Annotated in this window: 16 protein-coding genes; 13 read left to right on the top strand and 3 right to left on the bottom strand. The window is 51.9% G+C overall.

The window, feature by feature from the left end:
* Nucleotides 1–33: 33 nt before the first annotated feature.
* The 9 genes from U9S71_RS13125 (at nt 34) to tsaB (ending at nt 9243) form a co-directional block, all read left to right on the top strand.
* Nucleotides 34–1131, top strand: coding sequence for a FecR family protein (locus tag U9S71_RS13125; RefSeq protein ID WP_326327961.1), 1098 nt, complete (start codon nt 34–36; stop codon nt 1129–1131).
* A gap of 223 nt (nt 1132–1354) precedes the next feature.
* A complete protein-coding gene (locus U9S71_RS13130) occupies nt 1355–3076 on the top strand; it encodes a SusC/RagA family TonB-linked outer membrane protein (RefSeq protein WP_326327962.1) in 1722 nt (573 codons plus the stop codon).
* A complete protein-coding gene (locus U9S71_RS13135) occupies nt 3073–4821 on the top strand; it encodes a SusC/RagA family TonB-linked outer membrane protein (RefSeq protein ID WP_326327963.1) in 1749 nt (582 codons plus the stop codon). Before U9S71_RS13130 ends, U9S71_RS13135 begins: the two co-directional genes overlap by 4 nt.
* An 18-nt stretch (nt 4822–4839) precedes the next feature.
* Entirely contained in the window at nt 4840–6654 is a 1815-nt protein-coding gene (locus tag U9S71_RS13140; protein WP_326327964.1) for a RagB/SusD family nutrient uptake outer membrane protein, read from the top strand.
* A 94-nt stretch (nt 6655–6748) separates the two neighbouring features.
* Nucleotides 6749–7549, top strand: coding sequence for an endonuclease/exonuclease/phosphatase family protein (locus U9S71_RS13145; RefSeq protein WP_326327965.1), 801 nt, complete (start codon nt 6749–6751; stop codon nt 7547–7549).
* A gap of 84 nt (nt 7550–7633) precedes the next feature.
* A complete protein-coding gene (gene rpmH, locus U9S71_RS13150) occupies nt 7634–7792 on the top strand; it encodes a 50S ribosomal protein L34 (RefSeq protein ID WP_326327966.1) in 159 nt (52 codons plus the stop codon).
* 67 nt (nt 7793–7859) lie between these two features.
* Nucleotides 7860–8237 carry a ribonuclease P protein component gene (locus tag U9S71_RS13155; RefSeq protein WP_326327967.1) on the top strand — a complete coding sequence of 126 codons (378 nt, stop codon included), beginning with the start codon at nt 7860–7862 and terminating at the stop codon, nt 8235–8237.
* Nucleotides 8237–8491, top strand: a complete 255-nt coding sequence (gene yidD, locus U9S71_RS13160; protein WP_326327968.1) for a membrane protein insertion efficiency factor YidD — start codon at nt 8237–8239, stop codon at nt 8489–8491. Before U9S71_RS13155 ends, yidD begins: the two co-directional genes overlap by 1 nt.
* A 47-nt stretch (nt 8492–8538) precedes the next feature.
* Nucleotides 8539–9243, top strand: coding sequence for a tRNA (adenosine(37)-N6)-threonylcarbamoyltransferase complex dimerization subunit type 1 TsaB (gene tsaB, locus U9S71_RS13165; protein ID WP_326327969.1), 705 nt, complete (start codon nt 8539–8541; stop codon nt 9241–9243).
* A 21-nt stretch (nt 9244–9264) separates the two neighbouring features.
* Here the strand turns inward: tsaB and U9S71_RS13170 are convergent, their stop codons facing one another.
* The gene (locus U9S71_RS13170) at nt 9265–9864 is read right to left on the bottom strand and encodes an OmpH/Skp family outer membrane protein (protein WP_326327970.1); all 600 of its coding nucleotides are present in this window, start codon (nt 9862–9864) and stop codon (nt 9265–9267) included.
* Between the two features lie 124 nt (nt 9865–9988).
* Here U9S71_RS13170 and gyrB point away from each other — a divergent pair, with 124 nt between their 5' ends.
* Nucleotides 9989–11947: a DNA topoisomerase (ATP-hydrolyzing) subunit B gene (gene gyrB, locus U9S71_RS13175; protein WP_326327971.1), complete on the top strand. Its 1959-nt coding sequence runs from the start codon at nt 9989–9991 to the stop codon at nt 11945–11947.
* Nucleotides 11948–11950: 3 nt separating this feature from the next.
* Here the strand turns inward: gyrB and U9S71_RS13180 are convergent, their stop codons facing one another.
* Complete coding sequence (locus U9S71_RS13180) at nt 11951–12838, bottom strand: AraC family transcriptional regulator (RefSeq protein WP_326327972.1); 888 nt, start codon at nt 12836–12838, stop codon at nt 11951–11953.
* A 234-nt stretch (nt 12839–13072) separates the two neighbouring features.
* On the opposite strand from U9S71_RS13180, the gene U9S71_RS13185 reads away from it, so the two are divergent.
* The 3 genes from U9S71_RS13185 to U9S71_RS13195 all read left to right on the top strand — a co-directional run bounded on the left by U9S71_RS13185 (nt 13073) and on the right by U9S71_RS13195 (nt 17987).
* On the top strand, nt 13073–14683 hold the full coding sequence (locus U9S71_RS13185) for a fucose isomerase (protein WP_326327973.1): 1611 nt from the start codon (nt 13073–13075) through the stop codon (nt 14681–14683).
* The gene (locus U9S71_RS13190) at nt 14683–16344 is read left to right on the top strand and encodes a ribulokinase (RefSeq protein WP_326327974.1); all 1662 of its coding nucleotides are present in this window, start codon (nt 14683–14685) and stop codon (nt 16342–16344) included. The genes U9S71_RS13185 and U9S71_RS13190 overlap by 1 nt, the downstream gene beginning before the upstream one ends.
* Before the next feature lie 83 nt (nt 16345–16427).
* Nucleotides 16428–17987: a sodium:solute symporter family protein gene (locus tag U9S71_RS13195; protein ID WP_326327975.1), complete on the top strand. Its 1560-nt coding sequence runs from the start codon at nt 16428–16430 to the stop codon at nt 17985–17987.
* A gap of 523 nt (nt 17988–18510) precedes the next feature.
* Here U9S71_RS13195 and U9S71_RS13200 read toward each other — a convergent pair.
* Nucleotides 18511–19149 (bottom strand): fibronectin type III domain-containing protein, encoded by a 639-nt coding sequence (locus tag U9S71_RS13200; RefSeq protein ID WP_326327976.1) that lies wholly within the window; start codon nt 19147–19149, stop codon nt 18511–18513.
* Between the last annotated feature and the right edge of the window lie 37 nt (nt 19150–19186).

A 19186-nucleotide genomic window follows, 5' to 3' on the forward strand; every position in this document is an offset into this window, starting at 1 on the left:
CATTTTTGCATCTATTATTAAGTAAGATCTATTATGGATATCCCAAATCATATCGAACTGCTCGCTGTCAAATACCTGAACGGCACGATTTCCCGTGTCGAATATCAGGAACTAACCGCCTGGGTAGACCTGTCGGCAGCCAATCGGCGAGCATTTGATCAATTGCGAGAAATCTGGCTGGCTGCAAATGCTGATCAGCGTGTCCGATTCGATAGCGAGGCGGCATTTGAACGTTTCGAAAGAGCGATATCGGAGCCTTCCTATGCGCTGCCAAGTCGTGTGAGGCCTAAATCAATCGCCTTATCTTACCGATGGGCGGCAGCGGTTGTCATTTTTGCGTTATTGACGGGTATCGCCTTTTATTACGTTGGCCAGGTAGGTATTTATACCGAAGCAACCGTTTCCTACCAGGAAATCATCGTGCCCAACGGGTCCCGCTCGAAAATCCGTTTGCCGGACAGTTCACTCATCACGGTAAATGCAGGTACTACTGTACGCTATAATACAGACTTTGGGGAGGCTCATCGCAACATATGGCTCGATGGCGAAGCTTATTTTGTCGTCGAGAAGTCGCAAATGCCCTTCATCGTCCATTCCGGTACGGTGCAGATCAAAGCAGTAGGTACCGAGTTCAATGTGCGCGCGTATTCGTCGGAAGGCCAGGTCGAGACCACGCTGATTTCGGGTAAGGTATTGGTAAGAGACACGAGCGGGTTGTCGGATCTGCCCGAAGAAGTTGCCCTTCTGCCCAACCAAAAGTTGATTGTTGCCAAGCGCGACGTTTCGCCGGATGACGAGGAAGCCTTTGCCGCATCGACCGTCGGCGGGACGAGCCAGGTGTCAAAGCCCGCACGGAATATTATTAAGCAAGAACATATAGACCCCGCACCGAATGTTTCTTGGAAAGATGAAGAATGGGTGATTTACCGGGAAAGTCTCGGTGATTTGTCTGTTAAACTGGAACGTCGCTATAATGTGCAGATCATTTTTGTGGACAATCACTTAAAATCATTCCGATACAATGGCACCTTGCCCGATGAACCTTTGGAGCAGGTGTTGAAGATGATGAGTATGGTATCGCCCATACGCTATACCGTAACGGGAAAAACGGTGGTTTTTTCGGAGAAATAACAATGTGAATTTAATGTGTATGCTGCTAACCAAAAAAAGGAGTGCCTATGGAAAAAAGATGAAACAATTATAACAAAAAAAAGCATCGGGATGCGCCACATCCCGGATGCTCCATGTCCTGTTTAGACATTTATTAATTCGTGAAAATTAACATGTTAAACTTATGCATAATAATTATGATATCAAACTCTCCATATTATGGAGAACCAAACTTTTCCTTATTATGAGATTAGCGTTATTTCTAGTTTTAGTTGGACTATTGTCGGCAAACGCCAGCGTCTATTCCCAAAACGCGAAATTGAGCATTGACGTTAAGGATCTGCCCATGCGCGACGCATTGAGACAGGTGGAAAAGGCAAGCGGAAAGCGGTTTTTTATGAGCGACGACCTCGCCGTCATGGACAGCCGGATTTCGGTAAAGGTGCGCAATAAAAGCTTCGAACAGGTTATGCGCGAAGTATTGAAAGGCTACGATCTGTCGTATAAACTCGCCGACAATGGTATGGTCATCATTACGGAAGACGTTACCGTGGCACAAGAAATCCGTATTACCGGTATGGTCACTGACGAACGGGGTGAGCCCTTGCCGGGGGTGAGTGTGCAGGTAAAAGGTATGGCTGGTGGTGTGGTCACTGACTTGTCGGGCGAATATACCCTTACCGTACCTAACAACGACGCTACCCTGATTTTTTCCTATATGGGTTACCTAACGGCTGAACGGGCCGTCGGCAACGATACGAAGATCAATATGCCCCTCCATGTCGATAATCAAAGCCTCGAAGAAGTGGTTGTGGTGGGGTACGGAACGCAGCGCAAAGTAAACTTAACCGGTGCGGTCGAATCCGTGGGTAGTGAAGTATTCGAAAACCGGTCGACATCCAATACGACACAAGCACTGCAGGGTGCCGTACCCAACCTGAATATTTCATTGGAGGACGGCAAACCCACACGGTCGGCATCGTTCAATGTACGCGGGCGGACATCCATCGGTCAAGGGGGAAGTGCCCTTATCCTTATCGATGGGGTAGAAGGCGACCCCTCGTTCCTGAATCCGAACGACATTGAAAGCGTCAGTGTATTGAAAGACGCCGCATCGGCGGCAATTTATGGCGCACGGGGGTCTTTCGGCGTGGTGCTGATTACCACCAAGCGCCCGCAGAAAGGCCGCACTACAATCAATTATACCGGCAACACCTCCGTTCAATCGCAGGCCCGCAAGCCTGAGTTCGTCACTGACGCCGTTACCTGGGTGGAACATTTCAGGGAATCCTATTACAACCGGCAAGGAACGGTGCCAACCTCCATCAATAACAACACACAGTATTACAGTGATGAGTGGCTGGAACGGTTGAGGGAATGGAAAGCATCGGGCGAAGGCCCGAAAACCGAAGTCCTTTCCAATGGCAACTACGAATATTATTCGAATACCGACTGGCTGGGCCTCCTGTTTAAGGACCGTACGTTTACGCAAGACCACAACCTGACCCTCTCCGGTGGAAACGACAAGGCTGATTTCTACGTGTCGGGGCGCTTCTACGATTTCGATGGTATCTACAATTTCGATCCCGATACCTATCGTTCCTATAACCTTCGGGCCAAGGGATCGCTGCAAGCCTACCCGTGGTTGAAAATCACCAACAACATGGAGTTTTCTACCAACAGTTACCATATGCCGTTTTCTGCACAGGGCCGGAGCGCCAATATCCAGCGATATATCGAGGTCAATGCCTTTCCCAGCCTGCCCATGTATAATCCCGACGGTACATATACGCGCGGCGGTGCGGCCACACTCGGTGCTTTTGTCGATGGCAATAACTACCAAAACAACCAGCGGAACCTGTTCAGGAATACCGTGGGTTTCACCACCAATTTTTTCGACAACACCTTCCGGATCAACGGCGATTACACCTTTCGTTACGACGACCGCGAATTTCTAAGCGGGTGAAAGTACCGTACTACCAGAAAGCGGACGCAGCAGCGCCCTCTTACATGGGCGATCGTAATGGTGTCATCTACGAATGGCTTGGGCACACCATGTATACGGCCTCCAACCTGTATGCCGAGTATGAAAATACCTTCGCCGAAAAGCATTACTTGAAAGCGATGGCCGGGTGGAATTACGAAACCTCCGCTTATAAGGCCAATAGCATCCAGCGTAATGGTTTGCTGCTGGAGGATGCCGAGAGCGTTGATCTGGCGACAGGAGAGTCGATCACCCCAGGTGCCAGCGCGAGCAGATGGAAAACCGCGGGCATGTTCTTCCGGTTGAATTACGGCTTCCAAGACCGTTACCTGGTCGAAATAAACGGTCGTTACGATGGTTCATCGCGGTTCCCGGTCGACCAGCAGTGGGGTTTTTTCCCGTCCATCTCGGCGGGATGGCGGTTGTCGGAAGAGCCGTTCTGGAACGTCAGCGAGGATATCTTTTCCGATATTAAGCTTCGGGGATCCTACGGTTCATTGGGCAATGGCAATATATCGCCCTATCAATTCCTCGAACTGTTGAGCATCAGTACCTCCGGGCGCTTGCTCGACGGGGTGCGAAATATGAGGACCGGTGCACCCGAACCCATTCCCGACGGGCTTACCTGGGAACGCGCCACGACCACCGATGTGGGGCTCGATTTCGGGATGGTGCAGGGGAAGCTGCGCTTCAGCGGCGACTATTACATCCGGAAAACAACCGATATGTATGTGTTCGGCCCTACATTGCCCAATATTTTCGGTGCGCCTTCGCCGAAGGGCAACTACGCAGACATGACCACCAAAGGGTTTGAGGCCACGCTGACTTGGCAAGATCAGTTTGCACTGGCCGGTAAGCCGTTCAACTATCAAATCCGGGGGTCGCTATTTGACTATGTGTCAACGATCGACAAATTCAATAATCCGACCAAAAGGTTTACTGAACACTATGATGGACAGGTTATCGGCGAGCTGTGGGGTTTCGAAACCGACGGGCTGTTCCAAGAAGATCCCGACCCTAGCGAATACATCAATACCATTTTCAATGCCTCGGCCGATGCGGTATGGCGTGCAGGTGATCTTAAAATACGCAACCGTGACGGAAGCGCGGATAACATGATCACCAAAGGTGAACAAACAGTCGCCAATCCCGGCGATATGACCATCATCGGCAATACGGAGCCACGCTACCAATACAGCTTTACGCTGGGTGCCGACTGGAACGGTATTTTCTTCTCCGCGTTCTTCCAAGGCGTCGGTCAACAAGACTGGTACCCCGGTAGGGAAACCGCCTTCTGGGGGCAGTATAACCGCGGATATAACCAGATGCCCGCATGGCACCTGGGCAATTACTGGACGCCCGAAAATCCCGATGCCTACCTGCCGCGGTATGCGCAGTATAACGGTACGCTGGGTTACTCCAACCACGTGCCGAATGATCGTTACTTGCAGCGGGTGTCGTATCTCCGGATGAAAAACCTGCAGGTTGGTTATAACCTGCCCAATAAATGGGTTTCGAAGATTGGTATGCGTAATGCCCGTGTTTATTTCAGTGGTGAGAACCTCGCTAGTTGGTCGCCCCTTTACAAACGGGCCAAGAATTTTATGGACGTATCATCGGCCATCGGCGATTCCGATTCGGATTTGAACAGTAGCTATAACCAAGGAGCGGGGAATAGTTACCCCCTATTGAAAACCGTGTCATTTGGTCTTTCGTTCACCTACTAACGTTTAAAAAGAAAAGAGATGAAACAATACATCATATATTTGTCAGCGGTGGTTTTCCTATTGTCCGGCTGTGAGATGGACGAACCACCGATAACCGATGCAGATAAAAATGCCGTCTTCAGCTCCGAAGAAGGGCTCGCGGCTTATTCAATCTCCTTTTACGACCTGCTTCCCAGCGCGAATGACCAAGCCATTGTTGAACAGTCGCTGGTCGACTACGGGGCCACCAATACACTCAGTGGCTTTACGCTTCGCAACTCGTACAGCGAGAATAACGCTTCGGGCTGGCGCTGGCAAGATTGGGAGAAACTACGCAACGTCAACTATTTTATAGCCAACTGCACCGATCCGGCCATTCCTGAAACCGTGAGGAACAACTACATCGGCCTCGCCCGTTTTTTCCGGGCCTGGTTCTATTACGAAAAGGTACGCCGGTTTGGTGACGTGCCGTGGGTAGACCATCCGTTGGATCCCAGCGAAGAGGAGATCCTTTACGGTACGCGCGATTCGCGCGAACTGGTTATGGAAAAGGTCTACGAAGACCTGATGTTTGCCGCAGCGCACATTACGCGTACCGCTGATGCTAAACAAGCAACGATGGTTACCAATTGGGTGGCCTATGCGTTTGCTTCTCGGGTCGCCTTGTTTGAAGGAACATTCCGTAAATACCATAACCTGGATTTGGCCACCTCCGCCGATACCTGGTTAAAGCGGGCGGAAGATGCCGCCTATGTAGTGATGCAACAGTCGGGAAAATCCCTGCACAGCAGCTACCGCGCCCTGTTTACCAGCGATGACCCACCATTGTCTGAAACGATGCTGGCCATCGCTTCAAGTGCAGAATTGGGCATCAAGCACAATGCCAACTGGCGGTGGACATCCGAAACCTATGGTACCGGCCTAAACTTTATCCGGCCGTTTGTCTGCACCTACCTGCAAAAAGACGGGACGCCTTACACCGACCGCCCGGGGTGGCAATATGAAGACTTCTACGAAGAATTCCAGAACCGCGACGAACGATTGAATGCGACGCTGCGTCACCCCGGCTACGAGCGGGAGGGTACATTGGCGCTGCCCGTGTTCAGTGGTTATGCCCGTTTGGGGTACCAGCCGATGAAACTGACCGTCGATGCGACCGTTGGTGACAGCCAGTCCGAAAGTACCCACGCCATCCAGTTGGTACGTTTCGGTGAGGTACTGCTCAACTATGCGGAGGCCAAGGCCGAACAAGGCACCCTCACCGATGGCGATTGGGCAGCAACAATCGGTGCGCTGCGCGAACGGGCAGGCATTACGGGCGGTACCGACAGTAAACCTACGGTTGTAGACGATTACCTGAAGAATTACTATTTCCCCGATATCAGCGACCCCGTGATCCTCGAAATCCGCCGTGAGCGTGCCGTCGAATTGGCGCTCGAAGGATTCCGTTTTGACGACCTTCGGCGATGGAGGCGTGGCAATCTGTTCAAGAAAAGCTGGACAGGGATGTATATCGCCGGTATCAATCAGCCGTTAGACGTTGATCACAATGGTTCGGACGATGTAATTTACTACACTGACGACGCCGGGTTGGCAGCGGCGGAAGCCCTCGCTAATAATACCAACCTGTACCGGGTACGGGTAAGCACCGACCCCGACGCGGAGATTATCCAGGTACACGCGGCCGGCGACGGCACAGGTTACCACCTCGCTTGGTTTACGAACAACGACGACAAGAAAGTGTGGGGCCCCAAACAGTATCTTTATCCCGTTCCGGTTGATGCGCTCAATCAAAATCCCCAGTTGGAACAAAATCCGGGCTGGGAAAACGGCGCCACCAACGATGGTAATTGATCAGTTGGTAACGTGAAATTTTAACCAAGGAAAACCTCTTCAAACCGGAGGTTTTCCTTTTCTTTGCCATATTTAATTAAAAAGTTTATCGCTCATGAGAATAACTCCAATCGTTTTCCTCTGCCTACTGCTTACCGTAAGCTGCTCGTCATACGCGCAACTCGAGACGGAGCGCGACCAGCAATCATCCGTTCAGTTAAAGGTCCTTTCCTATAATTTACGCTTCGGCGAGCTTGCATCGCTGGAAGAACTGGCTGCTTTCATTGCGGCGGAAAAGCCAGATATCGTAGCCTTGCAGGAGGTCGATTGCCGTACATACCGCGACCGGGCGCCGGCGCAGAACGGCAAAGATTTCGCCACCGAGCTCGCCTTTCGGACAGGGATGATTCCGGCGTACGGAAAAACCATTCCCTATGCGGGAGGGTACTACGGGATTGCCATCTTGTCAAAATACCCATTGGCGAAAGTAGAACGCATTTATTTGCCTAAGACCGCAAACGGCAAGGAACAACGGGCCGTATTGGTTGCCGATGTCGAATACCAGGAAGGCAAATACATCACGTTTGCCAGCACCCACCTGGATTATACCAATACCGAAGAACGGCAGGGGCAGGTAAAAAAGCTGAATGAGGTGTTGTTGGAGAGCAGCTATCCGGTTATCGTGGCCGGTGATTTCAATGCACAGCCCGATGCCGTAGAAATCAGTGCAGGGATGGGGGATTGGAAAATTGTGTCGAACCTAGAGCCCACCGTGCCGGCCAACAACCCGCGCAATACCATTGATTATATTTTCTGTTACCCCAAAGCGGGATGGGAGGTGGTTTCTTCCACCACCAATAGGGTGGAGCTTTCCGACCATCTGCCCATTAGTGCGGTTGTTGAATTGAAAAATTAGGCACTTATATTTGATAATTACCTGTTTTACCCGTACATTTGCGCTTTCATTTTGAGACAACAATAAAAAAAGATATCAAGCGTCATGAAGAGAACATTTCAGCCATCGCAACGGAAAAGAAGGAATAAACATGGGTTTAGGGAGCGCATGAGCTCTGCCAATGGCCGTCGTGTATTGACCGCTAGGCGGGCAAAAGGGCGGAAGCGCCTGTCGGTATCGGACGAAGGCCGCCACAAAGCCTAAGCGTAGACATTGCCGGTGACCGCTCACACCCGGGGCTTTCTGCCGGATAGGGGGTAGGTCATCGATAATGGAAAGAAAAACATTTTCAAAAGAAGAACGATTGTGTAGCAAAAGGTTGATTGACAGCCTTTTCCACAGTGGTTCTTCTTTTCTTGTTTACCCCTACCGGGTGGTATTTATGCGGGTTGAAGGCGCCGCAATGGTGCAGGTATTGCTGTCTGTGTCCAAACGCCGTTTCCGGCACGCTGTACAGCGCAACCTCTTGAAACGCCGCATGCGCGAAAGCTATCGCTTGCAGAAAGGCGAACGCTTATACCCCACAATGGAAGGTAAACCATATGGCTTGGCTATTGCTATTCAATACGTGGGCAAAGAGCTGCTGGACTTTTCCTTTATGCGCGACCGGATGGCTGACGTGTTGGAAAAGCTCCACAATGAGGCGTGATGAAGGTGGTACGCTACATCTGGAATGACGTGATTAAGGCAGCGATAGCGGGTGTTTTTCTCCTATTGGTGCGCGCATATCAATTGCTGCTCTCACCCATGCTGGGTGCCTCCTGCCGCTACACTCCCACCTGTTCGCAATACGCCATTGAAGCCATACGCAAATATGGGCCGTTCAAAGGCGGCTGGTTAGCCATTAGACGGATAACCCGTTGCCACCCCTGGGGTGGACATGGCCACGATCCTGTGCCGTGAAAACCGACTAACCAGCACAAATAAAATCGCTAACTTTACCGTTCAGTATGTCCACGCACTATATTTTACAACTAGAGACCGGCACCCAGGTGTGTTCCGCGGCCCTATCGGTCAACGGCGAAACAGTAGCGAACATTGATATCGATGAGCCGAATGTCCACGCCTCGCGCCTCACGCTATTGGTGGAGGAGCTATTGCAGAAAACTGGACTTACATTTGGTGATCTATCGGCCGTGGCCGTCAGCAAGGGTCCCGGGTCTTACACGGGACTGCGGATTGGTGTTTCTACCGCTAAGGGGTTGTGTTATGCGACCGATTTGCCACTGATCGGCATCGATACACTGGCCGCAATGGCAACGGGTTTTGCGGCCGCTCAGGGTGGTAGCGCTGTCGATGCGAATACCCGGCTATGTCCGATGGTCGATGCCCGGCGCATGGAAGTGTACACGGCCGTTTTTGACAGGCAACTGCAATCGATCAGCCCGACCAGCGCCGTAATCGTAGATTCACAGTCGTTCGCGTACCTTGGTGATAAGCATCGTATCGTCCTCTTTGGAACCGGTGCGGATAAGCTGACGGAATTGTTTGCGGAAAGCCCATCAATTGAGGTCGTAACCGGTTTCAAAAATTCGGCCAGCCACCTGAGCCGTTTAGCCGATTGTGCCTTTCGGGAACAACAGTTTGTCGATGTCGCTTATTTCGAGCCCTATTACCTGAAGGACTTCGTGGCTACCCCACCTAAACGGGGCTGATCGATCGCGTCGTGGCTTGTATTATTCTTTCTCTTTGGTGTATTCCGCGTTTAACGCCGTCAACACCTCATCGGTGATTTCGAGGCTTTCATCGGCGTACAATACGCCTGGGCTCGCTGCCGAATAGGTGAGCACGAATTTATACCCGTTTTCTTTTGCGTGTTTTTTCAGGTAGTCGGTAATCCGTCCATACAGCTTTTCATTTTCAGAAGCTTCCTCCTGGGCGAAAGAAGTGCTTGCGTTCTGGTTGTGGCGGGCCAGCTCGTCTTGTTTACGGGCAAGGCGCTCCTCCGTGCTCTGCCGGTCGGACGCACTCATGGTTGCTGCCTTCTGTTGGTAATCGGCCACCTCACGCTGGAACGCGTTGCTGCGCGACTGGAGGTCGGCCTGCGCCTTCTTCGCTTTCTCCTCTAGCTTGGTCCTGATGTCTTTGAAATACTCATATTTCTCCAAAAGCGTATCCACGTTGACGTAGACGATTTTTTCTGCGTTTGCCTGTGTAGAATCACCTATAGCTGAAACGGAAGCCGGTGCTTTACCTTGCTGGTTGCAAGACATTAATCCGGCGATTAAAAAAACGCCAATCCCAGCTTTTGCCATCCATGCGAATGCGTTGTTCATAGTCTTTCTAGTTTTCTTTTCAATCAAAGCGCAAACCTAAGATAAAAATTCGATATTTCCGTGCTCCATCCCCGCTTATGTGGTACTTTTTTCGTATCTTTGGGCGACGAATTTAAAAACGATAATGAGCGAAGAAAATAAGCAAAATTCAACGTATTCCGCAGATAATATCCAGGTATTGGAAGGATTGGAGGCCGTTCGTAAGCGGCCTTCGATGTATATCGGCGATACCGGTGTTAAAGGGCTTCACCATTTGGTATATGAGGTGGTGGATAACTCCATTGACGAAGCCGTAGCTGGTTACTGCGACGATATCCAGGTCATTATCCATAAAGATAACTCCATCACGGTAGCAGACAACGGCCGGGGGATTCCAACGGGCATCAACAAAAAGGAAAACAAATCGGCGCTCGAACTGGTGATGACCGTACTGCATGCCGGTGGTAAATTTGATAAGGATACGTACAAAGTGTCTGGCGGTCTCCACGGCGTCGGTGTTTCCTGTGTGAATGCACTCTCTATTGTATTGACCGCCGAGGTATACCGCGAGGGGAAAGTATTCACCCAAGAGTACCGGCAGGGGAAGCCGCAGTTTGACGTCAAAACCATCGGCGAAAGTGATCGTACGGGCACGACAGTTACGTTCCTTCCCGATCCTGTTATTTTCACCACCACCACGGTATACAACTACGATACATTAGCCAGCCGGTTGCGCGAGTTGGCATTCCTCAACAAGGGAATAACGCTTTCCCTGCTCGACGAGCGTGAGGAATTGGAAGACGGCACGTTGCGGCAGGAGACATTTTTGTCCGAAGGTGGTTTAAAAGAGTTCGTGCGGTTCCTGGATGGTACGCGCCAGCCGCTCATACCGGAGCCTATCCATGTGGAAGGCATCAAACAAGGGATTCCCGTTGAGCTTGCCCTGCAGTATAACGAGACGTATTCCGAAAACGTCCATTCTTACGTCAATAATATCAATACCATAGAAGGCGGTACCCATGTGGCCGGTTTCCGCCGTGGGCTTACCCGTACCCTGAAAGCGTATGCCGATAAGTCGGGCCTGCTCAAGAACATGAAAGTGGAAATCACCGGCGACGATTTCCGAGAGGGGCTCACAGCCGTCATTTCGGTCAAAGTGGCCGAGCCGCAGTTCGAAGGGCAGACCAAAACCAAACTGGGCAATAGTGAAGTGATGGGCGCGGTGGATGTTGCTGTGGGGGAAATCCTGAACAATTACCTCGAAGAGAATCCGAGAGAAGCCAAAACCATCGTACAGAAAGTCGTTCTGGCAGCGCAGGCACGAGCTGCTGCCCGCAAAGCCCGCGATCTAGTACAACGCAAGAGCGTGATGGGCGGTAGCGGATTGCCCGGCAAATTGGCCGACTGCTCCAACAACGACCCCACCAAATGTGAGATATACCTGGTGGAAGGGGACTCCGCGGGAGGGACGGCCAAACAGGGGCGCGACCGTGAGTTCCAGGCGATATTGCCGCTGCGCGGTAAAATCCTCAACGTGGAAAAGGCCATGGAGCACAAAATCTACGAAAACGAGGAAATCAAGAACATGTTCACCGCCCTCGGTGTGAGCGTGGGTACCGAAGACGATGCCAAAGCGCTGAACCTCGACAAACTACGTTACCATCGGGTTATCATCATGACGGATGCCGACGTTGACGGATCACACATCACCACGTTGATCCTCACGTTCTACTTCCGATATATGAAAGAACTGATTGAAAACGGATACGTCTATATCGCAACGCCACCGCTTTATCTGGTGAAGAAAGGGAAAGAACAGCAGTACGCCTGGAATGAGGACCAACGGGATGCGGCCATACAACGCCTCAAAGGCGCTGGTAAGGAAGATAGCGTGCATGTGCAGCGGTACAAAGGTCTTGGGGAAATGAACGCCGAGCAATTGTGGGATACCACCATGAATCCCGAAACGCGGACCCTGCGGCAGGTAACCATTGAAAACGCCGCGGAATGCGACCGGATTTTCTCCATGCTTATGGGCGACGAAGTGGCGCCGCGCCGCGAATTTATCGAACGCAACGCGAAGTATGCGAAGATCGATACCTAGCGGTTAAAACCCAACGGCCACCTTGCTGTACAGGTATTTCTTTTTGTACTCCAGTGGGGTCATGTCGGTTATTTTCTTGAAGTGCCGGTAAAAGTTGGACACGTTATTGAACCCACATTCGAAACAGATCACTTCGGTGGGTAGGATATCCTCCACCAGCAACCGGCATGCATGGCTAATGCGTATCTCGATCAGGAAATCATAAAACGTTTTTTTGGTCATCAGTTTGAAATAACGGCAAAACGAGGTAACGCTGAGGTTGGCAATGGCCGCAATCTCTTCCAGATTGATTTCCTTTTTATAGTTGCTCAACGTATAAGTGCATACTTTATTAATGCGCACGGCATCCATTTCGTTCGATTTATAGAACGCATGGGCCGAGGCGATCGATTGGTATTCGTCGGTTTCGGCCATCGTTTTGAGGATAGACAACAACATAATCAACCGCTCCATCTCCGTGGCCTGGGTAACCTTGTACATCAATTCAACAATCCGTGCACGGGTTCTTCCGGTAAATTTCATGCCTTTCCGGGCGTTTTCAAATAGTTTAGGCAACAAGTACATCTCGGGTAGGTTCGTGAAATCCCGCCCCATGCAATCGGGAAGAAACTGGATGACGATCGCTTCCACTTTTCGCGTGGGGTGGTTTTGGTAATATTCTTCATTAGACTGCCACATATGGGGAAGGTTGCCACCCAGGAGGAGGACTTCCCCTGCCGAAAAGTTGCCGATATTATCACCGATAAGGCGAACGCCCTTGCCCCGGATAACATGGTGGAGTTCCAATTCCGGATGGTAATGCCAGAGCGATCCGAAATTGGGTTGGACATCGTGGCGGGCACTGAACGACGCCTGGATTTGGGTAGGTACTTTGTGGAAAAGTGGCTTCATAACGCATAATCAATGTTTTTTCCTTTGCGGCCGGAAAAAAGGGGTTTATAATTTGCTGTTGGAATGGGAATCTATTATGCCCATTCATAACCTGAGTACTAAAGTATGCAATAGCATTTCGATTTCCAAACGAATGATAACATCGTACAATAAGTAGGTAATAACCACCAACAAACCTCGCGCCGTTACCCGCACCTTTGTGCTGTACCCATAGTAAAACCTGATATGGATAGAATGGAACATCAAGAAGTTTGGCTGGTAGCGAGTGGCGACCTGCGGCTCGCGGCAAATCAACGTTGCTGGCAGGCGCAGGAAGCGATGGAAGTGCAGCTTATTGCCGCCATCGAAAGATTAGGAAAGACCGTAAAGCGGGCACATGCTTATGATCTGGAAAAGCAGCATGGTTTTATCGACTCCCAACGCATGGGGATGGAGGTATTCAAAACCATACCAACCGATGCCCCATTGATCGTTGCCGAAAGCGTGTGGCAATACACCCATCATGTGCTGGCCGGGCTCACCACCCACGGTGGCCCCATCCTCACCGCGGCCAACTGGAGTGGCCAGTGGCCCGGTTTGGTTGGGATGCTCAACCTCAACGGGTCGCTTACCAAAGCTGGCGTTACTCATAGCACACTGTGGAGTGTCGATTTCAGTGACGATTTTTTCAATGACGGCCTCAAGGAATGGTTGGACAAGGGACGCGTGCAACACGATGTGAGCCATGTGACCCCATTTAATAAGGTGGAAATCCCTGCCGACGATGAGGGGTCAGGCCGGGCTTTTGCCCGCCGGATGCGCGATGCAAAGGCCATCATGGGCGTTTTCGACGAAGGGTGCATGGGCATGTATAACGCCATTGTTCCGGATGAACTGCTCCATGCCACTGGTATATTCAAGGAGCGGCTCAGCCAGTCTGCCTTGTATGCCCGCATGCAATCCGTGGATGATAACGAAGCGGAAGCGGTGTTGGCCTGGTTGCTGGCACGGGGGATGGCGTTTAAGTGGGGCCATAATGAAGAAACCGAGCTGACCCGTAGACAAACGCTAGAGCAATGTAAAATGTATATTGCTGCCGTGCGCATCGCGGCCGAATTCGGATGCGATACCATCGGTATCCAGTACCAGCAGGGATTGAAGGACCTTACCGTGGCCAGCGACCTGGTAGAAGGTTTGCTCAATAACACGGAACGTCCGCCGGTCTATTCCGAAACCGGACAAGAACTATTCGCCGGGACGGCCATTCCACATTTCAATGAGGTCGATGAATGTGCCGGTATCGACGCCCTGGTTACCTACCGGCTTTGGAACGAGCTGGGCATGACCGGCGAGAATACACTGCATGATATCCGTTGGGGTGAACATTACAAAGGCGAAGGTATTGACGATTTCGTATGGGTGTTCCTCATTTCGGGCGCTGTTCCAGCAGCGCATTTCGATGGTGGCTATGCGTCGGCCAGCAGCTGGCGGCAGTCGCCCATGTATTTCAGGCTGGGCGGCGGTACCCTGCGTGGGGTAAGCAAACCCGGCCCCATCGTATGGAGCCGTATCTACGTCAAGGGTGGTCAGCTGCATGCCGACTTGGGCATGGGGAGGGCGGTGGCCCTGCCCGAAGCAGAAACCCAACGACGGTGGCAGTCTACCTCACCCGAATGGCCCATCATGCATGCCGTATTGGATGGGGTAGGGCGCGACCAATTGATGGCCCGCCATCAAGCCAACCACATCCATGTCGTGTACGCAGATAGCGAATCGCTGGCACATCGGGCTTGCCGCATCAAGGCAGCCGCGCTTGATGAACTCGGCATGGTTGTCCATCTTTGTGGAAACGTAAATTTGGACTAATGAATGAAGCCAAGCAGAACTATGTGATTGGGCTCGATTTCGGAACAGACTCCGTACGCGCCCTGTTATTGGATGCGGCGAACGGTAGGGAAATCAGTAGTGCGGTATCGCATTATCGGCGATGGGCCGAAGGGTTATACTGCGACAACGGCAGGTCACAATTCCGCCAGCATCCGCTCGACCATATCGACGCCATGGAGACCGTCATCCATAACGTACTTGCCGGTGTTTCGGACGACGTGATTGCAGGTATCCGCGCGCTGTCGGTCGATACGACGGGTTCCACACCGGTGGCTGTGGACCGTCACGGCACGCCGTTGGCTTTATTGCCTGGATTCGAGAGCAACCCCAATGCCATGTTCCTGTTGTGGAAAGACCACACCGCCATCGATGAAGCGGCAGAGATTAACCAGCTGGCCCGTCGTTGGGAAGTAGACTATACCCAGTATTCCGGTGGCAGCTATTCATCCGAGTGGTTTTGGGCAAAGTTACTCCATGTTGTCCGCCACGACCGCGCTGTAGCGGAAGGCGCCTATTCCTGGTTAGAACATTGTGATTGGATACCGGCGTTGTTATGTGGCACTACCGACGTGTTGGCGATCAAGCGCAGCCGATGCGCCGCGGGCCACAAGGCGATGTGGCATGCTGAATTTGACGGACTCCCGTCACAAGACTTCCTCACCGCCCTCGACCCCCGGTTAGAGGGCATCCGCGATCGCCACTTCCATCAAACCTATACCGCGGATGAAGCGGCCGGTGTCATCGCTCCCGAGTGGGCCGATCGGACCGGCTTGCCTCGCGATATCAAAATCGGCGTGGGTGTGCTCGATGCCCATATGGGCGCTGTAGGGTCCATGATCAAACCTTATGCGTTGGTGAAAGTCATCGGTACCTCCACCTGTGATATGCTTGTAGCACCGGCGGAACGGCATGCCAACCAGTTGGTAAACGGGATTTGCGGTCAGGTAGACGGCTCCATCATACCCGGCATGCTGGGCATGGAAGCCGGGCAGTCGGCGTTTGGCGACCTGTATCAGTGGTTCGCGCGCTTGCTGACCTATCCGCTTACCATTTTGCGTGATGACTCATCGGGCCCGCACACATTAAATCAGTTTGCAGATCGCCTACTGGTCGCCCTGGACCAACAGGCGGCCGCCCTCCCCGTATCGCTCTCGGATGAAGTAGCATTGGATTGGGTGAACGGAAGGCGAACCCCCGACGTTAATCCGACACTTACCGGATGGATTACTGGCATCCGGCTGGGCACCGATGCACCACGGTTGTTCAAAGCCTTGGTTGAGGCCACCGCCTTTGGCTCCAAGGCCATTGTCGACCGTTTTGAAGCCGAGGGTATCCCCGTGGAGCAAGTCATCGCCACGGGTGGAATCAGCAAAAAATCGCCCTACGTGATGCAAGTTTTGGCCGATGTGTTGGAACGGCCCATCAAGACCGTAAAAACGGAACAAGCCTGTGCATTGGGCGCTGCCATGTGTGCCGCGGTCGTAGCCGGGGTACATCCGGATATAGACCACGCCCAGCGCACCATGTCGCCCGGATTTGAAGGTGAGTACCACCCTCATCCCGAACGTGTACGCGTATACCGTCACCTGTACCGCCGTTATCAGCAACTGGGTGAATTGCAGGGCGGCAATATCGTATAATGAGCAGCGAAAATAGTAGAGCGACTTATGCTTTTGAGCCGTTATCTTTGTTCCTTTGAGAGGAATAACCAAAATAAATCCAAATGAACAATCTTCCCCTTATTGATATTTCCGTCATCATCGTCTATCTCTTGGCCATGTTATTCGTGGGCATTTGGTTTTCACGGAAAAACAAGAGTTCGGAGCAATTCACCAAAGCCTCGGGGATGATTCCCGGTTGGGCAGTGGGCATTTCGCTATATGCCACGTTTCTCAGTAGTAATACCTTTCTCGGCGTACCGGGAAAAGCATTCGGTGCGAACTGGAATTCATTGGTGTTTAGCCTGTCCATGCCACTAGCCGCATGGGCCGCCGTAAAATACTTTGTGCCCTTTTATCGCACGACAGGCGGCATTTCTGCCTACACTCATCTGGAGCACCGGTTCGGGGCTTGGGCCCGCACGTACGCTGTGGTATGTTTTCTGCTTACGCAGTTGGCACGGATGGGTTCTATTTTTTTTGGTATCGCCCTCAGCCTGCAGGCACTTACCGGATTCGATATGACTACCATCATGATTGTTACGGGCATCTGCATCGTTATCTATACGGTAATGGGTGGCATGGAGGCGGTAATCTGGACCGAAGTGGTACAGGGCGTTCTACTCACGTTTGGCGGTCTGTTGGTGCTATACCTCGTGCTCACCCACATCGATGGCGGCGTTTCGGGTATGGTCGATATCGGCATGGCCGATGGGAAGTTCAGCCTGGGTAGCTTTGACGCGGACTTTATAGGGCCGTCGTTCTGGGTGATCCTGCTGTATGGTTTTTTCATCAACCTCAATAACTTCGGCATGGACCAGAACTATGTGCAGCGCTACCACACGGCAAAGTCGGCCAGGGAAGCGGCAAAGTCGGTGTGGTTGTGCGTCAAAATTTACATTCCCATCTCTTTGCTTTTTTTCATTATTGGGTCGGCGTTATATGCCTACTACGCCCAAAATCCCGAGTTGACCGATACCATCAAGCTACAAACCGCGGCAGAACGGTTGCCTACCGGAGCCACCCAAAGCGAGCTCAGCGCTCTTGCAGCTACGCTAACGGCCGCGGACTATGGCGACAAGGTAATGCCTCATTTCATGGTCAATATGGTGCCCGTAGGACTACTGGGCTTGGTCATATCCGCTATCCTGGCCGCCGCGATGAGCACCATCAGCTCGGGTATGAACGCCTCGGCCACGGTGTTTACCGAAGACGTGTACAAACGGTATATCCGCCCACGCAGCACCAGCAAGCAATCGCTACGGATGTTATTTATCGCCACTGCCGTATTTGGTGTTTTAGGCATGGTAGCGGGCGTGGGGATGATCGGCGTTCAAAGCATCCTGGATGTATGGTGGGAACTTTCGGGCATTTTTGCCGGTGGCATGTTGGGCCTGTTCCTTTTGGGGATCATCAGTAAAAAGGCCAATAACAACGATGCGGTCATCGCGGTCATTGCGGGGGTGTTGGCTATTCTTTGGATGACCTTTTCTTATCTCATTCCCGACCAATACAGCTACCTGCGCTATCCGCTGCACGCGAATATGATCATTGTTGTGGGAACGTTGGTGATTTCGTTGGTGGGATCGGGGCTGGCGAAGCTACGCGCCTCGTTTGGATCTTGATTTCGCTGTTTTTGTTTTTTCTTGTACACGGCCACATGTTTCATATACACCGCAATATTTTTGTCGGGCCGCATAAGCATCATGTTCCTATGCATAACAATAGTCTTCCCGGGCAACACTGTTTTCAAATGCCGCGCCAGGAAGTACAAGTGCGGTAGTACAAACCTGTGGCGCCACATAACAGCCATGTTTTCCGTCAAAGCAGTTTTAGCGCCCCGCGCTTGCAAACACAAATGCCGTATATTAAACCTGTTGTACGTCGTGAGAGGCCCATTCGGCCACGAAGCAAGTTTGTGCTACCGCATTACAACTTTGTTTCGCCGCATAACAAGTTTGTTCCTAGTCAAAACTGTTTTCAAGTGCCGCGCTTGAAAATACACCCGCGGCGGAACTAACTTATCCCGCTGGATAACAAGCGTTTTATCCTGCGTATCAAAAAAGAAGCGCGGCGGTTCAAAACAGAACCGCCGCGCTTCATGCGATATCCCGCGTATAAGAACGTGCTTCTTACCACGTTATCCCATTAATCCACCCACGCTTTTCGGGTGGCTACCGGGCTCCAGGCGCTTACGCCATGTCGGTTCGTCGCACGTACGCGGAAATGGTAACGCACGCCGTCTTCTACCGGTGCGTAATAGTTGCGCCGTGAATCGGACACCAGTGGAAGCGATTGCCACAGCGGTTGGCCTTGTTCATCCAGTTCTGTTGCGATCTGCATCTCGTACTGGTACGCTGCGCGGATGGGCTCAAAGCCCAGCAGAATTTCGGCTGGCCGGTTTGACTGGCGGATGTGCGTCCACGACGGTGCATCAGGTTCCCGACCGCTCTTTCGGTCTTGCACCGGATAGAATCCGGAGCTCAGCTGGACGGAACTAATCTGGGTGAAGTTGTTGATATAACTTGTGGTACGTCGCATCATCACAAGCAGGGCTTCCCGGGCCTCGTCTTTCTCCTCCTTCTGTTTGCCGCTGGCGCGCCCGTTGGCCGTAATGGCTTGCTTGGCTACATAGTCCAGTGCTACGGGTTCATATTCGGCAAAAGGTGGATTGAGATCGGGGAAATTAGCATTGGTTTGCAATGCGTCTACGGTGCGTGTGGCCAAAGATGCGAGGTCTGTGTCGCTTAGGCCACTGTAGTTGGTAATTAATTTTGGTGTTTTCATCTTTTTATTTTTTTTAATTGCTGATGAGCGCTCGATG

Origin of the sequence: Parapedobacter flavus (assembly GCF_035818675.1) — a bacterium.
Lineage (GTDB): Bacteria > Bacteroidota > Bacteroidia > Sphingobacteriales > Sphingobacteriaceae > Parapedobacter > Parapedobacter flavus.